Origin of the sequence: Nocardia sp. NPDC049190, from assembly GCF_040648115.1 — a bacterium.
In the GTDB taxonomy this organism is placed as follows: domain Bacteria; phylum Actinomycetota; class Actinomycetes; order Mycobacteriales; family Mycobacteriaceae; genus Nocardia.
The window spans coordinates 14,547-32,382 of the sequence record NZ_JBEZDE010000028.1 but is presented as its reverse complement, the minus strand read 5'-3'; the positions used below and the strand labels follow the sequence as shown (position 1 = coordinate 32,382).

General features: G+C 66.6%; 14 protein-coding genes, 1 tRNA gene and 1 pseudogene. 6 read left to right on the top strand and 10 right to left on the bottom strand.

Going from position 1 to position 17,836, the window contains the following annotated elements:
* Window positions 1–786 precede the first annotated feature (786 nt).
* Together AB0B25_RS22820 and AB0B25_RS22815 are read left to right on the top strand one after the other, a co-directional pair.
* Complete coding sequence (locus AB0B25_RS22820; protein ID WP_357182861.1) at window positions 787–972, top strand: hypothetical protein; 186 nt, start codon at window positions 787–789, stop codon at window positions 970–972.
* A 299-nt stretch (window positions 973–1,271) separates the two neighbouring features.
* Complete coding sequence (locus tag AB0B25_RS22815; RefSeq protein ID WP_357182860.1) at window positions 1,272–2,012, top strand: TetR/AcrR family transcriptional regulator; 741 nt, start codon at window positions 1,272–1,274, stop codon at window positions 2,010–2,012.
* A 1,305-nt stretch (window positions 2,013–3,317) separates the two neighbouring features.
* Here the strand turns inward: AB0B25_RS22815 and AB0B25_RS22810 are convergent.
* The 8 genes and pseudogenes from AB0B25_RS22810 to aceE form a co-directional block, all read right to left on the bottom strand.
* Window positions 3,318–3,845, bottom strand: a pseudogene (locus AB0B25_RS22810) (N-6 DNA methylase); the annotation flags it as partial.
* Between the two features lie 164 nt (window positions 3,846–4,009).
* Entirely contained in the window at window positions 4,010–5,362 is a 1,353-nt protein-coding gene (gene dctA / locus AB0B25_RS22805; protein WP_357182996.1) for a C4-dicarboxylate transporter DctA, read from the bottom strand.
* 232 nt (window positions 5,363–5,594) lie between these two features.
* Window positions 5,595–7,028, bottom strand: a complete 1,434-nt coding sequence (locus tag AB0B25_RS22800; RefSeq protein WP_357182857.1) for a carboxyl transferase domain-containing protein — start codon at window positions 7,026–7,028, stop codon at window positions 5,595–5,597.
* A 126-nt stretch (window positions 7,029–7,154) separates the two neighbouring features.
* Window positions 7,155–8,405: a KasA/KasB family beta-ketoacyl-ACP synthase gene (locus tag AB0B25_RS22795; RefSeq protein ID WP_357182855.1), complete on the bottom strand. Its 1,251-nt coding sequence runs from the start codon at window positions 8,403–8,405 to the stop codon at window positions 7,155–7,157.
* Between the two features lie 10 nt (window positions 8,406–8,415).
* On the bottom strand, window positions 8,416–8,718 hold the full coding sequence (acpM, locus tag AB0B25_RS22790) for a meromycolate extension acyl carrier protein AcpM (protein WP_067470056.1): 303 nt from the start codon (window positions 8,716–8,718) through the stop codon (window positions 8,416–8,418).
* A gap of 120 nt (window positions 8,719–8,838) precedes the next feature.
* On the bottom strand, window positions 8,839–9,753 hold the full coding sequence (locus AB0B25_RS22785) for an ACP S-malonyltransferase (RefSeq protein WP_357182852.1): 915 nt from the start codon (window positions 9,751–9,753) through the stop codon (window positions 8,839–8,841).
* A 128-nt stretch (window positions 9,754–9,881) separates the two neighbouring features.
* Window positions 9,882–11,216 (bottom strand): helix-turn-helix domain-containing protein, encoded by a 1,335-nt coding sequence (locus AB0B25_RS22780; protein ID WP_357182849.1) that lies wholly within the window; start codon window positions 11,214–11,216, stop codon window positions 9,882–9,884.
* Between the two features lie 11 nt (window positions 11,217–11,227).
* Window positions 11,228–14,143 carry a pyruvate dehydrogenase (acetyl-transferring), homodimeric type gene (gene aceE, locus AB0B25_RS22775; RefSeq protein WP_357182846.1) on the bottom strand — a complete coding sequence of 972 codons (2,916 nt, stop codon included), beginning with the start codon at window positions 14,141–14,143 and terminating at the stop codon, window positions 11,228–11,230.
* A gap of 213 nt (window positions 14,144–14,356) precedes the next feature.
* Between aceE and AB0B25_RS22770 the strand changes: the two genes are divergently transcribed.
* From AB0B25_RS22770 to AB0B25_RS22755, 4 genes are all read left to right on the top strand, one after another.
* Window positions 14,357–14,914 carry a hypothetical protein gene (locus AB0B25_RS22770; protein WP_357182843.1) on the top strand — a complete coding sequence of 186 codons (558 nt, stop codon included), beginning with the start codon at window positions 14,357–14,359 and terminating at the stop codon, window positions 14,912–14,914.
* A 127-nt stretch (window positions 14,915–15,041) separates the two neighbouring features.
* A complete protein-coding gene (locus AB0B25_RS22765; protein ID WP_357182993.1) occupies window positions 15,042–15,464 on the top strand; it encodes a DUF3052 domain-containing protein in 423 nt (140 codons plus the stop codon).
* A gap of 79 nt (window positions 15,465–15,543) precedes the next feature.
* Window positions 15,544–16,008 carry a peroxiredoxin gene (locus tag AB0B25_RS22760; RefSeq protein WP_357076299.1) on the top strand — a complete coding sequence of 155 codons (465 nt, stop codon included), beginning with the start codon at window positions 15,544–15,546 and terminating at the stop codon, window positions 16,006–16,008.
* A gap of 17 nt (window positions 16,009–16,025) precedes the next feature.
* A tRNA-Val gene (locus AB0B25_RS22755) sits at window positions 16,026–16,100 on the top strand.
* A gap of 103 nt (window positions 16,101–16,203) precedes the next feature.
* On the opposite strand, the gene AB0B25_RS22750 is transcribed toward AB0B25_RS22755, so the two are convergent.
* Window positions 16,204–17,577, bottom strand: a complete 1,374-nt coding sequence (locus AB0B25_RS22750; protein WP_357182840.1) for a site-specific integrase — start codon at window positions 17,575–17,577, stop codon at window positions 16,204–16,206.
* A complete protein-coding gene (locus tag AB0B25_RS22745) occupies window positions 17,574–17,786 on the bottom strand; it encodes a hypothetical protein (protein ID WP_357182838.1) in 213 nt (70 codons plus the stop codon). The genes AB0B25_RS22750 and AB0B25_RS22745 overlap by 4 nt, the downstream gene beginning before the upstream one ends.
* Window positions 17,787–17,836 lie beyond the last annotated feature (50 nt).

The following is a 17,836-nucleotide window of genomic DNA, read 5'->3' as shown; positions in this document are numbered from 1 at the left end:
CTCTTCGCACGACATTCTCGGCATGTTGCCTACCTGGACGAGCATGCGATGTACCGGGGTGCATGGCCATTGCCCGAGGCTGGCCGCGCTGCCCATGGCAGCGATGTGCACCCCGGTGGATTCGGGGCAAGTATTCGCCGAAGATCGGGGAGTGCGCGTACAGCGCGTCGAACGCCGTGGTGATCGGCCATGCGCACCTCGCCATCGAGCGAGCGTGGATCGGGACGCGGTACGGCACGCCGACCTGGCGGCAACCGAGGTCGGCGCCCGCCCGATATCCGGTACTTGCTGTGTGCCGCAGATCGACTCGAGCTTCTCACTCACCATCGATAGCAGAGTGCCCGTGGGACACCACGATCCTGCGCAGGGGGACAACCGGCGACGAAGCGCTGGTCGGCAGAGGTGCGGCGGTTCCAGGCGGAGCAGCCGCCAGAGCGTCGGCACGATGCCGGCCGACGCGTTGAGCAGCGGGCGGCGCGGGTTTCCACCCGGCGCACCACCCGCAAGTGTGCCCGATAACGTGTGCCGCGAAACCGTACGTGGTGGAGCAAGATCGCATTCGCCCGAATGCGACTGCCTATTTACACAATTCGGCCGATTACCGCACCGCAAATGAGGTGTGATACAAGACACATCGGCCAATTGTTAGACCGGAATCGCTGATAACATTCAGCCAGCGTGCCCGGTAACCCGGGGGTCTCCTGCCGAGGCGCTTGTGGCGGCTTGTAGCGCAGTGGTGAACCCACCGGTCGTGGGCGGGTGGGCATGTAGGCAGGAGGTATCACGGTGTCGTACGTGCAGTCGGGTGCATACCGGTCGAGGGGCCGGCTCAGCGTGGCCGACATCGCGGCCCAACCCGGAGGAGTCGAGGCACTCCAGCGCAGGGTTCATGAATTACGTTCCAGCGGAGTCGATTTCGCCGCGAATGCGATCGAGAAGGAAATGGCCGAGCTGGATCTGCCTCGCCAGTGATGTCGACACCACGGACGCCATGTGCCACGGTGACCATGGCAGGTCCCGCCGATACGCGGATCCGCACCTGCTGATCCTCGGCGCCCTGCACCGAGTTCACGATCTCGACCGGAGCCACACCTCGCCGCGGTGGGTGGCCAGCCCGGTGAACGCACCGGCGACGACCGGCTCGGCGGTGTGGTTGCGCGGTCCCGCTGCCCTAGAAGCACTCGACCGGAACTGATTTCGGCATCGGCGGTGTTGTGCGATCCGCGGGCTCGAGCAGCGGGTGCGCCTACCGTCGAGTCGCAGGTTCCGGCATGCCCGACCGCATCGCCGTATCTCGATGGGATAATGAACATCCCCGTCCGCACCGTCGCGATGCCGCTTCCGCGGGCCACCCGCCCGGTGTCCGCGCCGTACCCACTGGAGACCCGATGGCCACCGCCCCGCCCATGCTGCAGCGCATCCTGGAGAAACCGGTCACCGACGGGGAGAAACTGCTGGAGAGCGCGCTCTCGGCGTTCCTGGACTTCGGCATCAAGCGGACCAGCATGGGCGAGATCGCCCGCCGCGCAGGCATCAGCCCGGCCACTCTGTACCGACGGTACGAGTCGAAAAACGATCTCGTCGAGGCGGTGAGCGTACGGGAGGCGCAGCGCTTCGTCGCCGCCATCGACAAACAGGTACGGACGGTCTCCGACTCCGACGATCAGCTCGTCGAGATCTTCGTCGCCTTCATCAGCGCCATCGCGCGCAATGAACTGCTGTGCAGGCTGCTGCGGACCGAGCCCGACCTGATCCTGCCACGGCTCACGACCGAGGCGGGACCGATCCTCGCCGTGGGCCGGGGCTATCTTGCCGAGAAGCTGCGCGAGCTACGGGAAACCGGAGGCACGCACGAATTCGACGCCGATCTGGTCGCCGAGATCATGGCCCGGCTCGCACTCTCGCTCGCCCTCACACCCGACGGCCTCATCCCGGTCAACGACCACGACGCCGCGCGGGAATTCGCCCGCCGCACCCTGCTGCCGATGGTCGGCGTCCGGGTGAGCGCCTAGCCGGACGCCGAACGCCGCCGCCACGCGCTCATCCAGCTCGGCCCGGGCCTCGGCGTCGGGCACCCGGCCATCCACCAACTCACGGGCTAGCTCGATGACGTGCGCGGACCGGGCAGCCGAAGGGTCGGGCAGCGGGAGCCGCGACACATACTGGGTGATCCAGCGCCGCCGGCCCGAGTACAGGCGGTTGCCGCAGACCGCGTCGTAGAACCGCAGCCCGAGCGCTGAATTGGCCACTCCCATCAGCAGATACGCCAACCTCCTCGCCTCCGCGGGAGCGCGGGCCAGATCGGGTAGCGAGATCCAGTAGCAGTCACCGTTGACCACCGCACCCGAACAGTCCAGCGCGAATCGGGGCCGATCACTGATGTCCGGAAAAACCAGCTTCGGCTCACGCCACAGATGCGGCCGCTGCGGAACCCAGATCTCGAACCATTCCCGCCCGCTCGCGGTGACATAGCGACGGGCGGCGAGGGTCTCCTTGTTAGCCTGTAGATACGCCGCGGCACCTGGGAAGTCGGTGAGATCGATCGCGGCTCGGCGCGGACGCGTGAGGTCATAGGGGTACAGCACCCGGAGATCGCGGCGCCGGGTGGTCCGCCACGGGTCCAGCTCGTGGTGCGTGATCAGCTCGAGCAGGAGTTCGGGCTCTGGACACGGGTCGACCTCGGCCCAGCGGTCGGAGATGAACACCCGGTCGGCGGTGGTCTTGATGCCGACCCGGATGCGTGCGACCTCCCCGAAACTGCGCCAGGTCGCGGTGTCGACCTGAGCCAGCCAGGAGTCGACCGCATCGTGCGACATCCGCCACGCGGTGTCGGATTGGGCACCCAGCACCAGGCCGGTCGGCCTCCGCCGTGGTTGTGCCGGTTCGTTCGTCGCCGGGCGCTCCGGCGCGAGATCGGCCGCGAGCCCAGCGCCCGAGCCCGCGGTGGACACGTCGGCGGCGCGAGTCCCTGCCACGGACCGCCGCCGGGGCGTCGTCGCATCCGGGAGCTGCTGCCCGGTCGCCAAGCTGCCGACCTCGACGGCGAAGGTGCGCTCGTTGTGCTGGACCAACGAGCCGTGTTCTTCGATGAGCGCGTCGAAAAGTCGCTTTTCACCGGGGATTTCGTCGGAGCTGACCTCGTAGGCGGAGACGTAGCGGCAGATCTCACGGTTGCTGTCGCGACGCGCGATGGTGATCGCGGGCAGCACGGCCGCGGCGAACAGCTTCGTGTCACCCAGGTCGTACAGCTCGACGGGCGCCAGTTCGGTCAGCAAAAGCCGCCGGATATTCGCGCCCGCCTTGGTGGTCAGAAATCTATTGGCACACAGCAGTCCGAGCACGCCCCCGGGCGCCAGCAACCGGGGCAGCGTCGCGACAAACGGGTGCGTCAGATCGATCCGCCCGCGCAACCCGAACCGCCGGCTCAGCAGCTGCGCGGTCGATCCGCCCAACTGCTGGGTCCGCACATATGGGGGGTTGGTGATCACCGCGTCGAACGAACCGTCCCCGAGCCCCTCCTCGACCGCGAGAAAGTCGGCCCCCTGCCAATCGGCGACAATCCCTGCCGCACCGGCCCGTTCCCGTGCCACAGCGAGTGCGTCGCCATCGAGGTCATAGCCGGTCAGGACCAGACGGGTGCCGGCGGACCGCGCCTCGACCTCGGCGTGCAACGCGAACAGCAGCTCACCCGCACCACAAGCCGGATCGAGCACACGCAAGACCCCGGATTCCGACGGCGCCGCGTGCTGCAGCAGCCTGCTGGCCAGGAACCGTGCCAGCGCGGGCGGCGTGTAATGCCTACCGTGCCGTTTACGGTCCCGCGCGGCGGGCCCTTGGGAAGCCATACCCTGGGATTCTGCCTTGTCCGGGCTCGCTGATCGCGACGACGCGGAGGTACAGTCCCTGACCAGTCGTGGCGTCGCCACCGATCGCGACGTTCGATTCCAGCACCGGGTATCGACAACGCACGGGATGACAGCGGCGAGAGTCTCGCGATGCCTCGGCCTGATTACGCGTTCGCCACCCTCGGCTCCTCTTGCTGGTGCGGCGCGACCGCCTCGCCGTCGAGCACCGCGCGCATTCGCTCGGTGTCGAGCTGTCCTTCCCATGCCGCGACCACGAAGGTGGCGACACAGTTGCCGAGCAGATTGACCGTGACCCGCATCGAATCCATGACGCGATCCGCGCCGAGCAGCAGCGCGACCGCCGCCACCGGGATGGAGCCGTGCCCGATCGCGCTGATAGTGGCCGACAACGCAAGGAACGACGAACCGGGTACTCCCGCCATCCCTTTCGAGGTCAGCATCAGTACTCCTACCGCGGTGATCTGCTCCCCCAGACTCAGATCGACGCCGAGCGCTTGGGCGAGGAACAGCACACAGATGGACAGGTACAGCGTCGCACCGTCGAGGTTGAACGAGTAGCCGGTCGGGACGACCAGGCCCGTGGTCGCCCGCGAACAGCCCGCCTCGGTCAGCTTGATCATGATCCGTGGCAGAACCACCTCGGTGGAGGCGGTGCCGAGCGCGAGAAACAACTCGTCCTTGATGTACCGCACGAACTTCCACAGGTTCACCCCGGCGAATATCCGCGCCACCCCCGCGAGAACGAGCAAGAACAACAGCGCCGCGCCATAGCAGCAGACGATGAGTGTGCCGTAACTGCCCAGCGACGACAGCCCGTACTGTCCGACGATGTAGGCCATCGCACCGAACGCGGCCAACGGCGCCAACCGCATGATCCATCCGATAATCGTGAAGAAGATCCGTCCGATGTGGTCGACGGCCGCCAGGATCACCGGCGGTCCTTGCTCGCCGAATTTGGCGAGAGCCAGCCCGAACAGCACCGCGAAGAACAGCACCTGCAGCAGCGCGTTCTCCGCGAACGCGGAAATCACCGACGCCGGAATGATGTTCAGCACGAACTCGACGGCGTGCGGCAACTCCCCGTTACCGGTCTTCTGCGCAATCTTGTCCGCACCGGCGGCCAGGGTCTGCGCATCGACGTCGAACCCGGCGCCCGGCTGGACCAGATTGCCGACCAACAGCCCGAACAGCAGCGCGAAGGTGGTGATCACCTCGAAGTAGATCAGCGCCTTCACGCCGATCCGCCCCACCGACCGCATGTCGCCGACGTGCGCGATCCCGAGCACCACCGTGCAGAAGATGATCGGTGCGATCACCATCTTGATCAACCGGATGAACCCGTCGGCCAGCGGTTTGAGATCGGCGCCGACCGCCGGCCAACACGCCCCGATCACAATGCCCGCCACGATGGCGACCAGCAACTGCACGAACAGCGAGCGATACCACGGCGCCTTCGACGCCTCCTCGTCGCGCACTTCCATCGAGGATTTCCTCATCAAAGTCACGCGACGACCCTACGAATCCCCGGTATCCGACCGGTGTCCCCGATGTTGCGTCCCCGCTACCGCATCGGTATATCGGCGACTTCGCGCGCACGTCCGTCGAAAGACTCACCGCACCTACGCGAGGGCGCCGCACTGTGCGGATAATCCGGCGACTGTGCGATGTCGGTGCGAAACGCGGAATCGGCCCCGGACACCGTCCGAGGCCGACTCCCACTGCCCTGAGTCAGAGCGGGATGTTCTTGTGGTGGCTCTTGTGCGACGGAGCCGCCGCCAGGGCCGCCGCGAGGATGCTGCGGGTCTTGGCCGGGTCGATGACCTGATCGACGACGCCGATCGCGATCGCGCGCTCGACGCCGCCCGCGATGCGCTCGTGCTCGGCGGTCAGCCGCTCGTGCAGCGCTTCGCGCTCGTCTTCCGGCGCAGCCGCGAGTGCCTTTTTGTGCAGGATGCCGACCGCGGCCTTGGCGCCCATCACGGCCACCTCGGAGCCCGGCCACGCGTAAACCGCGGTCGCGCCCAGTGAGCGGGCATTCATCGCGATGTAGGCGCCACCGTAGATCTTGCGGGTGACCAGGGTGACCCGCGGTACGCGCGCCTCGGCGAAGGCATGCAGCAGTTTCGCACCGCGGCGCACGACGCCTTCCCACTCCTGACCGACGCCGGGCAGATAGCCCGGCACATCGGTGACGACGATCAGCGGAATCCCGAAGGCGTCGCACAGCCGCACGAAACGCGCTGCCTTCTCGGCGCTTTCGGAGTTCAGGCAACCACCGAGCCGGATCGGGTTGTTCGCGAGCACGCCGACGGTGCGACCACCGAGCCGGCCGAGACCGGTGACGATGCTGCGCGCATACAGACCTTGCAGTTCCTCGAACGACGACTCGCCGTCGACGTTGTCGAGCAGTTCGTGAATGATCGGCTTCACGTCGTAGGCCCGCTTGGCCGACTCGGGCAGCATCGCCTTCAGATCGACGTCGCCGTGCGCGGCCGCGACCAGGTCGAACGTGCCCTGCTCGGCGAACATCGACACCAGACGCCGCGCCCGGTGCAGCGCGTCGGCCTCGTCGTCGGCAACGATGTGGGTGACGCCGGACTTCTTGCCATGCGTATGCGGGCCACCGAGCGTGACCATATCGACCTGCTCGCCGGTCACGCTGCGAACCACGTCCGGACCGGTGACGAAAACGCGGCCTTCCGGAGCCATGATCACGATATCGGTCAGCGCGGGACCGTACGCGGCGCCGCCGGCGGCGAAGCCGAGCACCACGGAGATCTGCGGAACCAGGCCGGACGCACGGACCATGGCCTCGAAGACCAGACCGACCGCGTGCAGAGCCTCGACGCCCTCGGCGAGGCGAGCGCCCCCGGAGTGCCACAGCCCGACCACCGGGACGCCGGAGTCGATGGCGGTGTCGATGGCGTCGACGATGTGCTGGCAACCTGTTACGCCCATGGCGCCGCCCATGACGGTGGCGTCCGAGCAGTAGGCGACAGTACGGACACCGTCCACCTCACCGATGGCGGCGAGCACACCGGACTTGTCTCGCGGGTGTAGCGGAACAGTGGTGCCGGGATCGAAGAGGCGTTGGAGTCGACCGAGCGGATCTCGCGGGTCGGTCGCTGTTTCCTGCTGCGACGCGGGAGCGATGATCGTCATCGCGGTGTCTCCTGACCTCAATGCATTTCGCCGCTGCTGCGGCTGCGTATGGACAACCACGGCGGGGCCGAGCCAGTTTCAGTGGCCGACCCCGCCGGGAGGTTGTTTGTGCAGTCGATCGCGCGGCTATGCCCGACCGAAGGCGAGCGCGACGTTGTGCCCGCCGAATCCGAAGGAGTTGTTGATCGCGAACTCGATCTCCTGGCGCCGGGCCTCCCCGTGCACCACATCGAGCTCGATCTCGGGATCCTGGTTGTCCAGGTTCAACGTCGGCGGAACGATGCCGTCTCGGATAGCGAGCACGGTGAGCACGGACTCGAGCGCGCCAACGGCGCCGATCGAGTGGCCCAGTGCCGACTTGGGGGCGTAGACCGAGGCGTGGTTGCCGACCGCTTTGTTGATCGCGTTCGCCTCGGCGGTGTCGCCGATCGGCGTAGCGGTCGCGTGGGCGTTGATGTGGGTGATGTCGTTCTTGGTCAGCCCAGCGGTCTGCATCGCCCTGGTCATCGCCCGCGCCGCGCCATCACCCGTGGGGTCCGGTGCGACCAGGTGGAAGCCGTCGGAGGTGATGCCTGCGCCGAGCAGACGCGCGTGGATCGTGGCGCCACGCGCCTTCGCGTGCTCCTCGGTCTCGATGACCATGAGGGCGCCCGCCTCACCGAAAACGAAGCCGTCGCGATCCTTGTCGAACGGACGCGAGGCGCCCTTCGGATCGTCGTTTCGGGTGCTCATGGCGCGCATCATGGTGAAGGCCGCGATCGGCACCGCATCGATGAAGCCTTCGACGCCACCGGTGACCACCATGTCGGCGTCACCCATGACGATCATCCGCCACGCATTGGCGATCGCCTCGGAGCCGGACGAGCACGCCGAGACCGGAGTGACCACTCCTGCCCTGGCCTTCAATTCGAGGCCGACAACGGCCGACGGGCCGTTCGGCATGACCATCTGCACAGCCAACGGGGAAATCTTGCGATAGCCACCGTTCTTCAGCTTGTCCACCGAGTCGATGAGGGCGTCGCCGCCCCCCAACCCGGTGCCGATGGCCACACCCAGCCGCTCCGGGTCGACCTCCGGGCTACCGGCGTTGCGCCACACCTCGCGACCGAGCACGGTCGCGAGTTGCTCGACGTACGCCATGCGCCGGCACTCGACACGAGTCAGCAGGGTATCGGGCCGGACCTTCAGGTGACCGCCGATGCGGACCGGAAGGTCGTATTCCTCGACGAAGGAATCCTCGAGAACGTCGATACCGCTCTCGCCGTTGAGGAGTCCCTTCCACGTCGCATCGACGTCACCCGCGATCGACGTGGTCGCCGCCAGGCTAGTTACGACGACGTTGGGGAAGTTCCCATTCAAGGTGGAAGGAGTGGTCACAGTGTCGGCCCTACTCGGCGTTGTCGAATTTAGCCTTGAGCTCCGCGGCCGCCTCAGCGTTCTCGGCCTCGAGCTTCTGGATGTAGCCGACGGCGTCGCCGACCGTCTTGAGGCTGGCCAGATCCTCGTCGGGGATCTTCACGCCATACTTGTCCTCGGTCTGAACCGCAATCTCGACCATGGACAACGAGTCGATGTCCAGGTCATCGACGAAGGACTTCTCGATCGTCACCTCGGAGGGTTCGATGCCCGTCACCTCTTCGATGATCTTGCCGAGTTCCTCGACGATTTGTTCCTGGGTCAGAGCGGCCACTTCGTGGCTCCCTTCTTGTTTCTTTGCAGGGCTCTACTGGTTTTTCGGATCGAGTCGGGCAATAGTTACCGCCCGCTCGGTCACGACCTCGCATAGGTGATGCAAGGTCGCGGAGGAAAGCTAGCCGGATGTGGTCAGCTCAGCCAACGCGGGGAGGTCTTGCGGGGTCTTCAGGGCAAGCGTCGGCGTACCCTTCATCTCCCTTTTCGCGATGCCGACAAGGGTGCCCGCCGGTGGCAGTTCCGCCACCGCCGATACCCCGGCCTGCCGCGCGGTCTCGGTGCACAGGTCCCATCGGACAGGCCGGGTGACCTGCGCAGCGAGCTTATCTATCGCGTCCCGTCCGGACCCGACCGACTTGCCGTCGAAGTTCGACAACAGTGTCTTGGTCGGCTCGTTCGGCACGATCTTCGTTATGGCATCGGTCACAGCATCCTGTGCCGGGGCCATGAACGCGGTGTGGAACGCACCCGCGACAGGCAACGCACGAACCCTGGCTTTCTCCGGCGGGTTCGCGGCGAGCTCCGCGAGGGCGTCCAGCCGACCGGCAGCCACGATCTGGCCCACCGCATTGCGGTTGGCCGGAACGAGGTCGAGGTCGGCGAGCCGTTCGAGCACGGCGGCCTCATCGCCGCCGAGCACCGCGGACATACCGGTCGGCGTCAGCGCGCACGCCTTGGCCATCTCCGCTCCGCGGATAGCGGCCAACTTGACCGCGTCATCGGCGGAAATGACGCCGGCGACCGCGGCGGCGGCGAGCTCACCGACCGAATGTCCGGCGACGATGGTAGCGGCCGGAAGCGAATCCTGCGGAATTTCCGAGAACGCGAGCAGCGCAGCGGCAACCACCAGCGGCTGGGTGACGGCGGTGTCGGTGATCTCCTCGGCCGTCGCGGTGGTGCCGAGACGGACCAGGTCCAGGCCGGAAGCTTTGGACCAGAGGTTCAGGCGATCACTCGCGCCGGGAAGGTCGAGCCAGGGCGCGAGCATGCCGGGTGTCTGGGACCCCTGTCCAGGGGCGAACAACGCGATCACGCCTCTAAGAAAACACTGTGAGACGGGCCGCACGAGATGTCGACGCGGATGAAGCTTTGGAACAGCTTTTGTGGGACTCCCACAAAACTCCATGTGACTTGTCGAGATCGACCCGATCGACGGATGCGTTACAGACCCTCGGAGCCGGGTGCGACTTGCGTGACTTCAGGGGCTGGTGTTGACGATTCGTTACGGGTTCGTGTCAAACGACCCACTGTCGCGGCGATCCGGAGCACGTACGCGTCCCGCGGATTCATCGGATCACGCCCAGTGATCTCGGCAATGCGCTTGAGGCGATACCGAACCGTATTTGGATGGACGTACAGCTGACGCGCACACGTCTCGACCGCTCCGCCGCAATCCAGATAGGCATCGAGGGTGTCCGCCAGCGACGATCCCGCTGCGGCCAACGGTAGGACAAGATACTCGTTCAACGCGTCGACCGCAGCTCGATCGCCCAGCAGCGCGCGCTCTGGAAGCAATTCCGCCGCGTGCACCGGCCGCGGCGCCCCGCGCCAGCCGACGACGGCCTCCATTCCGGCCAGTGCCTCCACCGCACTGGCGTGCGCGGCACCCAGCGTGCGTGTGGTCGGGCCGATCACCACCGGACCGTCGGAGAACACCTCGCCGAGCAGGTCCGCCAGAAACGGGGAGACATGGGAGGACTCACCGAGATGCCCGGAAACCACCATCACCAGCCTGGTGCCCTGCACCACCGCCAGCGCCGCGCGACCGTGCCGCGCGGCGATGGAGTGCACGGCTCCGACCGAGGACACGCCCTGTTCCCCAGGCGGCGTGCCCACCAGCACCGTCGCCGGTGCGGTGGCATCCCAGTTCAGGGTCGCGGCCCGCGACAGCATGTCCGGTCCGCTGTCCCCGCGCACCACGGCGTCGACGACGAGCGCCTCCAACCGGGTATCCCATGCGCCGCGCGACTCCGCGGCGCTGGCGTACACCGAGGCGGCCGCGAATCCGAGCTCGCGCCCGTAGCGCAGCACCGCCTCGGTGAGGGCGACCAACTGCCGGTCGTTACGGGCCAACGCGGGCAGCCACTGTTCGAAGAACTCCATGGCGACCCGGACCATGTCCACGGTCTGGCGCAGGGTGAGCCGCCGCGCCAGGTCCTGTGGGATGACCTGGAAGGCGTCCAGGCTGAACCGGATGTCACTGTCCGGGTCCTGTAGCCATTCCAGGAAGTTCACCACCGCGGTCTGCACCAGCATCTGTACACCGGCCCGCTGGGCGGCATCCAGATCGGTGAAGAACGGCAACCGATCCTGCATCGACCCCACCGCCTCGGTCGAGAGGCGGCCGGAAAACTGCTTTACCCGCTTGAGCAACGTGTCCGGAAGAGGGTCGCGAGTTTGCCGGTTCGGGGATAGCGCGCCCGTCGGCAGATACACCTCGTGCTGCGAGGAGCCCTCGGAGATCCGACGCGGCCGCGGCGGTTTACGGTCCACCATCCAATAGTCCGCTACGCGAGTTCTTCTTCGGCGCTTGCCGCGGGCTTCGGCGCGGCGTCGACATCGTCGATGCGGTACTTCGCCGCCGCCTCGGTGACCTTGGCGGCGTCGATCTTGCCCGTTCTGGCCAGGCCGGCCAATGCGGCGACCACGATGGACTGCGCGTCGACGTTGAACACCCGCCGCGCGGCCGGGCGGGTGTCGGAGAAGCCGAATCCGTCCGTACCGAGCGTCGTGAAGTCACCGGGCACCCACTTGCGGACCTGGTCGGGCACCGCGCGCATCCAGTCGGTCGCCGCGATGTACGGACCCTCGACCCGGGAGAGCGCCTCGGTGATATAGGGCACACCGGGATCGACGCCCGGATTGCGCAAAGCCGCGATCTCCTTGTCCAGCGCCTCCTTGCGCAACTCGCCCCACGACGTCGCCGACCAGACGTCCGCCTGCACGCCCCATTCCTCGGCCAACAATGCCTGCGCGCGCAGACCGTCGGGCACGGTGACACCGGAGACCAGGATCTGGGCGCGTACCGCACCCTCTCCCCCGCGCTTGTAGAGATAGATGCCCTTGAGCAGGCCCGCGATATCCACGTCGTCCGGCTCGGCGGGCTGCTGGTAAGGCTCGTTGTAGAGGGTGATGTAGTAGAAGACGTCCTCACCGCCGAACTCGCCACCGTCGCCGTGCGGGTGGGCGCCCGGCAGCGCGACGGCGTTCTGCGGGGGTGTTCCGCCGCCGTACATCCGACGCAGGCCGTCGCGCACGATGTGCGCGATCTCGAACGCGTACGCCGGGTCGTAGGTCACCACGGCCGGATTGGTCGAGGCGAGCAGCAGCGAGTGTCCGTCGTTGTGCTGGAGTCCCTCACCGGTCAGCGTGGTTCGCCCAGCGGTTGCTCCGAGGACGAACCCGCGAGCGAGCTGGTCTGCCGCAGCCCACAGTCCGTCGCCGGTGCGCTGGAAGCCGAACATCGAGTAGAAGATGTACAGCGGGATCATCGGCTCGCCATGGGTGGCGTAGGAGGTGCCTGCCGCGGTGAACGACGCGGTCGATCCGGCCTCGTTGATGCCCTCGTGCAGGATCTGCCCGACGGTGCTCTCTTTGTAGGCAAGCATCAATTCCGCGTCGACAGACGTGTACAACTGCCCGTTGCGGTTGTAGATCTTCAACGAAGGGAACCACGAGTCCATACCGAAGGTCCGTGCTTCGTCGGGGATGATCGGGACGATCCGCTTGCCGATCTCCTTGTCCCGCAGCAGCTCCTTCATCAGCCGCACGAGCGCCATCGTGGTGGCCACGTTCTGCTTGCCCGAGCCCTTGCGCACCGAGCGGTAGGCCTCGTCGCCGGGAAGTTGCAGTGGCTTCGCCGCAGTGCGCCGCTCGGGCAGGAAACCGCCCAGCGCCTTGCGCCGGTCGAGCATGTACTGGATCTCGCGCGACTCCATGCCCGGGTGGTAATACGGCGGCAGGTACGGGTCCCTTTCCAACTCGGCGTCGGTGATCGGGATCCGCTGCAGGTCACGGAAGTCCTTGAGATCCTGCAGGGTCAACTTCTTCATCTGGTGCGTGGCATTACGGCCCTCGAAATGCTTGCCGAGGGTGTAGCCCTTGATGGTCTTGGCGAGGATCACCGTCGGCTGACCCTTGTGCGCCATCGCAGCCGCGTAGGCGGCGTACACCTTTCGGTAGTCGTGACCACCGCGCTTGAGGTTCCAGATCTCCTGGTCCGACAGGTCCTGCACCAGCGCCTTGGTGCGCGGGTCACGGCCGAAGAAGTGGTCGCGGACATAGGCGCCGTCGTTGGCCTTGTAGGTCTGGTAGTCGCCATCGGGCGTGCTGTTCATCAGGTTCACCAGCGCGCCGTCGCGGTCGGCGCCCAGCAGCGCGTCCCACTCACGGCCCCAGATCACCTTGATGACGTTCCAGCCCGCGCCGCGGAAGAACGACTCCAACTCCTGGATGATCTTGCCGTTGCCGCGCACCGGGCCATCCAGCCGCTGCAGGTTGCAGTTCACCACGAAGGTGAGGTTGTCCAGACCCTCCATCGCCGCGACATGCGCGAGGCCGCGCGACTCCGGCTCGTCCATTTCGCCGTCGCCGAGGAACGCCCACACGTGCTGATCAGAGGTGTCCTTGATGCCGCGGTCGTGCAGGTAGTGGTTGAACCGCGCCTGGTAGATGGCGTTCATCGGACCGAGGCCCATGGACACCGTCGGGAACTCCCAGAAGTCGTTGAGCAGCCGGGGGTGCGGGTAGGACGGCAGCCCGTGGCCCGGGCCGCCGTGGCTGTACTCCTGTCGGAACCCGTCGAGCCGATCGGTCGACAGCCTGCCCTCCAGGAACGCGCGCGCGTAGATGCCGGGCGAGGCGTGACCTTGGATGAAGATCGAATCGCCGCCGCCGGAGTGGTCCTTGCCGCGGAAGAAGTGGTTGAAGCCGACCTCGTAGAGTGCCGCCGAGGACGCGTAGGTCGAGATGTGCCCGCCGACGCCGATGCCGGGACGCTGGGCGCGATGCACCATGATCGCGGCGTTCCAGCGGATCCAGGCGCGGAAGCGGCGCTCGACCTCTTCGTCGCCGGGGAACCACGGCTCGTTTTCGGTGGGGATGGTGTTGACGTAGTCGGTGGACGTCAAAGACGGGATGGCGACATTACGTTCACCGGCCCGCTCCAACAGGCGGAGCATGAGGTAACGCGCACGACCGGGACCCTCCCGGTCGAGCATCTCATCGAACGACTCGAGCCATTCGCTGGTTTCCTCCGGGTCGATGTCCGGTAGGTAGGACGCCACCCCTTCGCGGATCACCCGTACCCGTCCCCCCGGCTGCTGATGCTGCGAGCCATTCGGGTCGCGGCTCGCAGCGGGAGCGGGCGCGGAGTTGGTGCCAGCGGATTTCGCTGACGCGGAAGAGTGGATCAGGTCGGTCAAATCTGCTCCTCATACAGGGGTGGGCATGCTGATGGCGTCGGTATCCCCGGGCGGTACGCGTGGTTGGCGGACCGCCCGTTTTGGAAAGATTCGGGGCGCACCACCCATCCTTGCCGATAGCGCGTCCCAGGTCATCATGTCAGCCGGAAATCCAGTACCGTTCGACAGGCAAGGCGAGTCGAGCCGTGGGAGCTGTGAGGAGCGGGGAGGACGATGAAGCTGCTTGACCCACGTGGGTTCGGGTTGGTGTGCGCGACCGGTGCGGTCGCCATCGGGTTGACCGTCGCGGGATGCGCGAATCGGGTAGAGGGCGTGGCCAACCCGAACGCGAGCGACTTGGCGGCCTACAAGACCGAGGCCGCGTCCTCATCGGCCGCCGCGACCTCCTCGCGGCGAGCGGCAGCGCAGAGCAAGGCGATCGCCGACAACTGCGGCCAGTTCCCCACCATCAGCGGGCTCGGCGTTTCCAAGTACAACGAGTTCGTCGACGCGCACGATGCGAACGCGCCCGACTACCTCGCCAAGCGCGATCTGGCCGTCTCCACCCTCGAGGACGCCGCGAACAAGGTGGAGAGCAGCGTACGCACCGCCCGGGACGCGCTGCCACCCGACCTGGCCGCCCAATTCACCGAGTACGTGAACGCGGCGCGCGCCTTGGCCGCCGAGACTCGGACCATGACCTACACCGCTCCGGTCGGGGCGCTCAACGACGCCAGCAAACGGGTGAACGACGCGCGCAACGTCGTCCGCGACGCCTGCCCGAGACGCTGAAGCAGGTCCTTGACACACCATTGCAACGCGACATTCACCGCCTATTTCTTCGGATCAGCTTGCGCTGGAGCCCATAACCATGTTCGCTTGCAACTACCTACTGTCGGGAGTTGAGGAGGACACCACCGTGGTCGCCGCGGCGGACGCGCAGAACTACGCTCAGAAGCTTGGCATCGCACACGGCTTGGTTGTCCAGGAATTGGGTTGGGACGAAGACGTCGACGACGACCTGAGGGCCGACGTCGAGGAATCGATCGGCGGCGAACTCGTCGACGAGGATTCCGATGAAGTCGTCGACGTTGTGCTGCTGTGGTGGCGCGACGGGGACGGTGATCTGGTGGACGCGTTGATGGACGCGATCGGCCCGCTCGCCGATGACGGTTTCGTCTGGGTGCTCACCCCCAAAACTGGACATCCGGGCCATGTCGACCCGAGCGAAATCGCAGAATCCGCACCTACCGCCGGTCTGACCCAGACCTCGGCGATCAGCCTCGGCACCTGGGCAGGTAGTCGTCTGGTGCAGCCCAAGGCGCCCTCGAAGCAGCGCTGACCCACTTCGCTATGGTTTTCACCGGGCGGTGTCATCGGCTGGCCGCCCGGTGGAGACCCGACACGATGGAGGACTTGCGATGCCACTCGAGGTAGGCACTGTCGCGCCGGATTTCACGCTGAAGGACCAGAACAACCAGGACGTGACCCTGTCGGATTTCCGCGGCAGGAAGAACGTCCTCATCGTGTTCTATCCGCTCGCGTTCACCGGAATCTGCCAGGGCGAGTTGTGCAAGGTGCGTGACGAACTGCCGAAGTTCCAAAACGACGACGCCGAGATCGTCGCGATCTCGGTCGGCCCGCCGCCCACACACAAGATCTGGGCCGCCGAACAGGGCTACACCTTTCCGTTGCTGTCGGACTTCTGGCCACACGGCGCGGTCGCCCACGCCTACGGCGTCTTCAACGAGAAATCCGGCTATCCCAACCGCGGCACTTTCGTCGTCGACCGCGAGGGCCGCATCCGTTTCGCCGAGATGAACGGCCCGGGCGAGCCCCGTGACCAGGCGGCTTGGGAGAAAGCGCTCGCCGCGCTAGATTCATAAGCCGTCGGTAACGATTGGGGCGTATAGCTCAGCGGTAGAGCACTGGTTTTACACACCAGCGGTCGGGGGTTCGAACCCCTCTGCGCCCACCATCTTGAAGCCAAGGTCAGAGGCTATTTCTGATCAACCGGCGGTGTTCCCGCCAGCGGCCCGAAACGGGCCAGTGTTCCTACAGTGTTCCTACGGGCGGTCGAGCTAGGTTCCGGTCGCCTCGGTGTCCCCGCCGAATAGGGCCGCGCCAGTCGCCTCCAGAATCTCGGGCCGCACGTGGGCGTAGACCCGTGCCAGCACCGCCGGATCATGGCCGAGCCACTTCGCCACAGCGATGATCGACGCACCCGAATCAATCAGGATGGTCGCGGCAGTGTGCCGGGTGTCGTGCAGCCGGATCACCGGCAGCCCGGCCGCTTTCGCCTGGCGCTGGAACTCGTCGGTGTACCACTCCGGCCGAATCTCCTCGCCATCCTCGTGTACGGCGAGGAGACGTTCGTCGGTCCACTGCTGCCCCAGGGCCAGCGCTTCGGCCTTCTGGGCGATCTTCAACCGGCCGAGAGCCTTCACCACGTCGGCCGGAAGCGGCAGGCTGCGGCGGGACCGCCGCGACTTCGGGTCGTCCTCCTCTACGTCCTTGCCGACCGCCACCCGGCCCCGGCGGATGTGCAAGGTGCCGTCCTCGATGCGAGACCACCGCAGCCCCATGATTTCCGAGCGCCGCAGCCCGCACAGCGACAGCAGGAACAGCGCGTAGAGGCGGTGCTCGCGGACGTGCTCACGGAAGGCGCGGCTCTGACCTTCTGTCCAGAACTGCATCTCGGTGTCCTCCACGTCGGGTCGCTTCACCAGCCGGGCGACGTTGCGCGTCACCAGCCCCTGTTCCATCGCGTCATCGAGCGCGGCCGAGAGCTGGATCAGCATGGTGGTGACGGTGCGGGCGGAAACGCCCTGCGATGCGCGCGGCGCGGCGGTGTCGGGAGCGAGCGCGTAGACGCCGCGCTTGGGCCGAACCACCTTGCCTGAGCTGCGCAACCGGTCCAGGTAGCGCCCTGCCTTCTCGCCGAACTTCTCGGTTACCTCGGCGTAGCGCACGCCGTCGGGGTGCTCGGCGACGAATGCCAGCACGGCCGTCACGGCGTCGTTGGCCGGAGCCTTGCCGCCGCGCCCCTCCGTGAGCCGCCAGGTCACCAGGTCGTCCACATGCTTCTTGGTGAGCTGCTGGAGGGGCAGATCACCGAGCCGATCAACCACCGGCTTGAGGGCGTGCCGGTAGCCCTCCACTGTCACCCGGCGGACATCGCGCCGCCCATCCAGCCAGGCCGTGATGTGCGCGCCCACCGTGGTCTTGGTCGGCGCGACGTAGCGGCCCTCGGCGACCTCGGTAGTGATCCGCCGATATTCGCGCCGCGCCTCGGTCTTGGTGTCGTAGGTGAACCGGCGACGGTCGCGGGTGCCATCAGCCTTGAGGCCCACGTCCACCAGGAAGTGGTAGCTCACCGTCCCGTTCTTGGCGGTGCGCGTGTTGATCGGCTCGGAACGGCGCGAAGCCTGCGCCTTGTCGGTCTTGCTGCTCATCTGTTCAACTCCGCTTCGATCTGGTCGAGAGTGAGCCCGTAGCCGGACGGCCCGGTGCTGGCGGTGACAACGCCGTCGGCGTCGGTGATTCGGTAGGTGCCGTAGCCGAGGGCGCGGGGGTCGCGCCGCCCGCACTTCTCCAGCCGCAGCCCCTGCCGGTCGGCGGCCCGGCGGAGCCGATTCTCCCTGACTTTGATGCTCTGATCCATGCTTGAAACGATACTCAGAGTGATGCTGCAGTCATCCAGGCCGCCGTTTC

Excerpts from the sequence above, each read along its gene's own strand:
- AB0B25_RS22815 (WP_357182860.1), top strand. The coding sequence starts at position 1,272 with ATGCCCGACCGCATCGCCGTATCTCGATGGGATAATGAACATCCCCGT.
- dctA (WP_357182996.1), bottom strand. The coding sequence starts at position 5,362 with ATGAGGAAATCCTCGATGGAAGTGCGCGACGAGGAGGCGTCGAAGGCG.
- AB0B25_RS22770 (WP_357182843.1), top strand. The coding sequence starts at position 14,357 with ATGAAGCTGCTTGACCCACGTGGGTTCGGGTTGGTGTGCGCGACCGGT.
- AB0B25_RS22745 (WP_357182838.1), bottom strand. The coding sequence starts at position 17,786 with ATGGATCAGAGCATCAAAGTCAGGGAGAATCGGCTCCGCCGGGCCGCC.
- AB0B25_RS22760 (WP_357076299.1), top strand. The coding sequence starts at position 15,544 with ATGCCACTCGAGGTAGGCACTGTCGCGCCGGATTTCACGCTGAAGGAC.
- AB0B25_RS22800 (WP_357182857.1), bottom strand. The coding sequence starts at position 7,028 with ATGACGATCATCGCTCCCGCGTCGCAGCAGGAAACAGCGACCGACCCG.
- AB0B25_RS22780 (WP_357182849.1), bottom strand. The coding sequence starts at position 11,216 with ATGGTGGACCGTAAACCGCCGCGGCCGCGTCGGATCTCCGAGGGCTCC.
- AB0B25_RS22750 (WP_357182840.1), bottom strand. The coding sequence starts at position 17,577 with ATGAGCAGCAAGACCGACAAGGCGCAGGCTTCGCGCCGTTCCGAGCCG.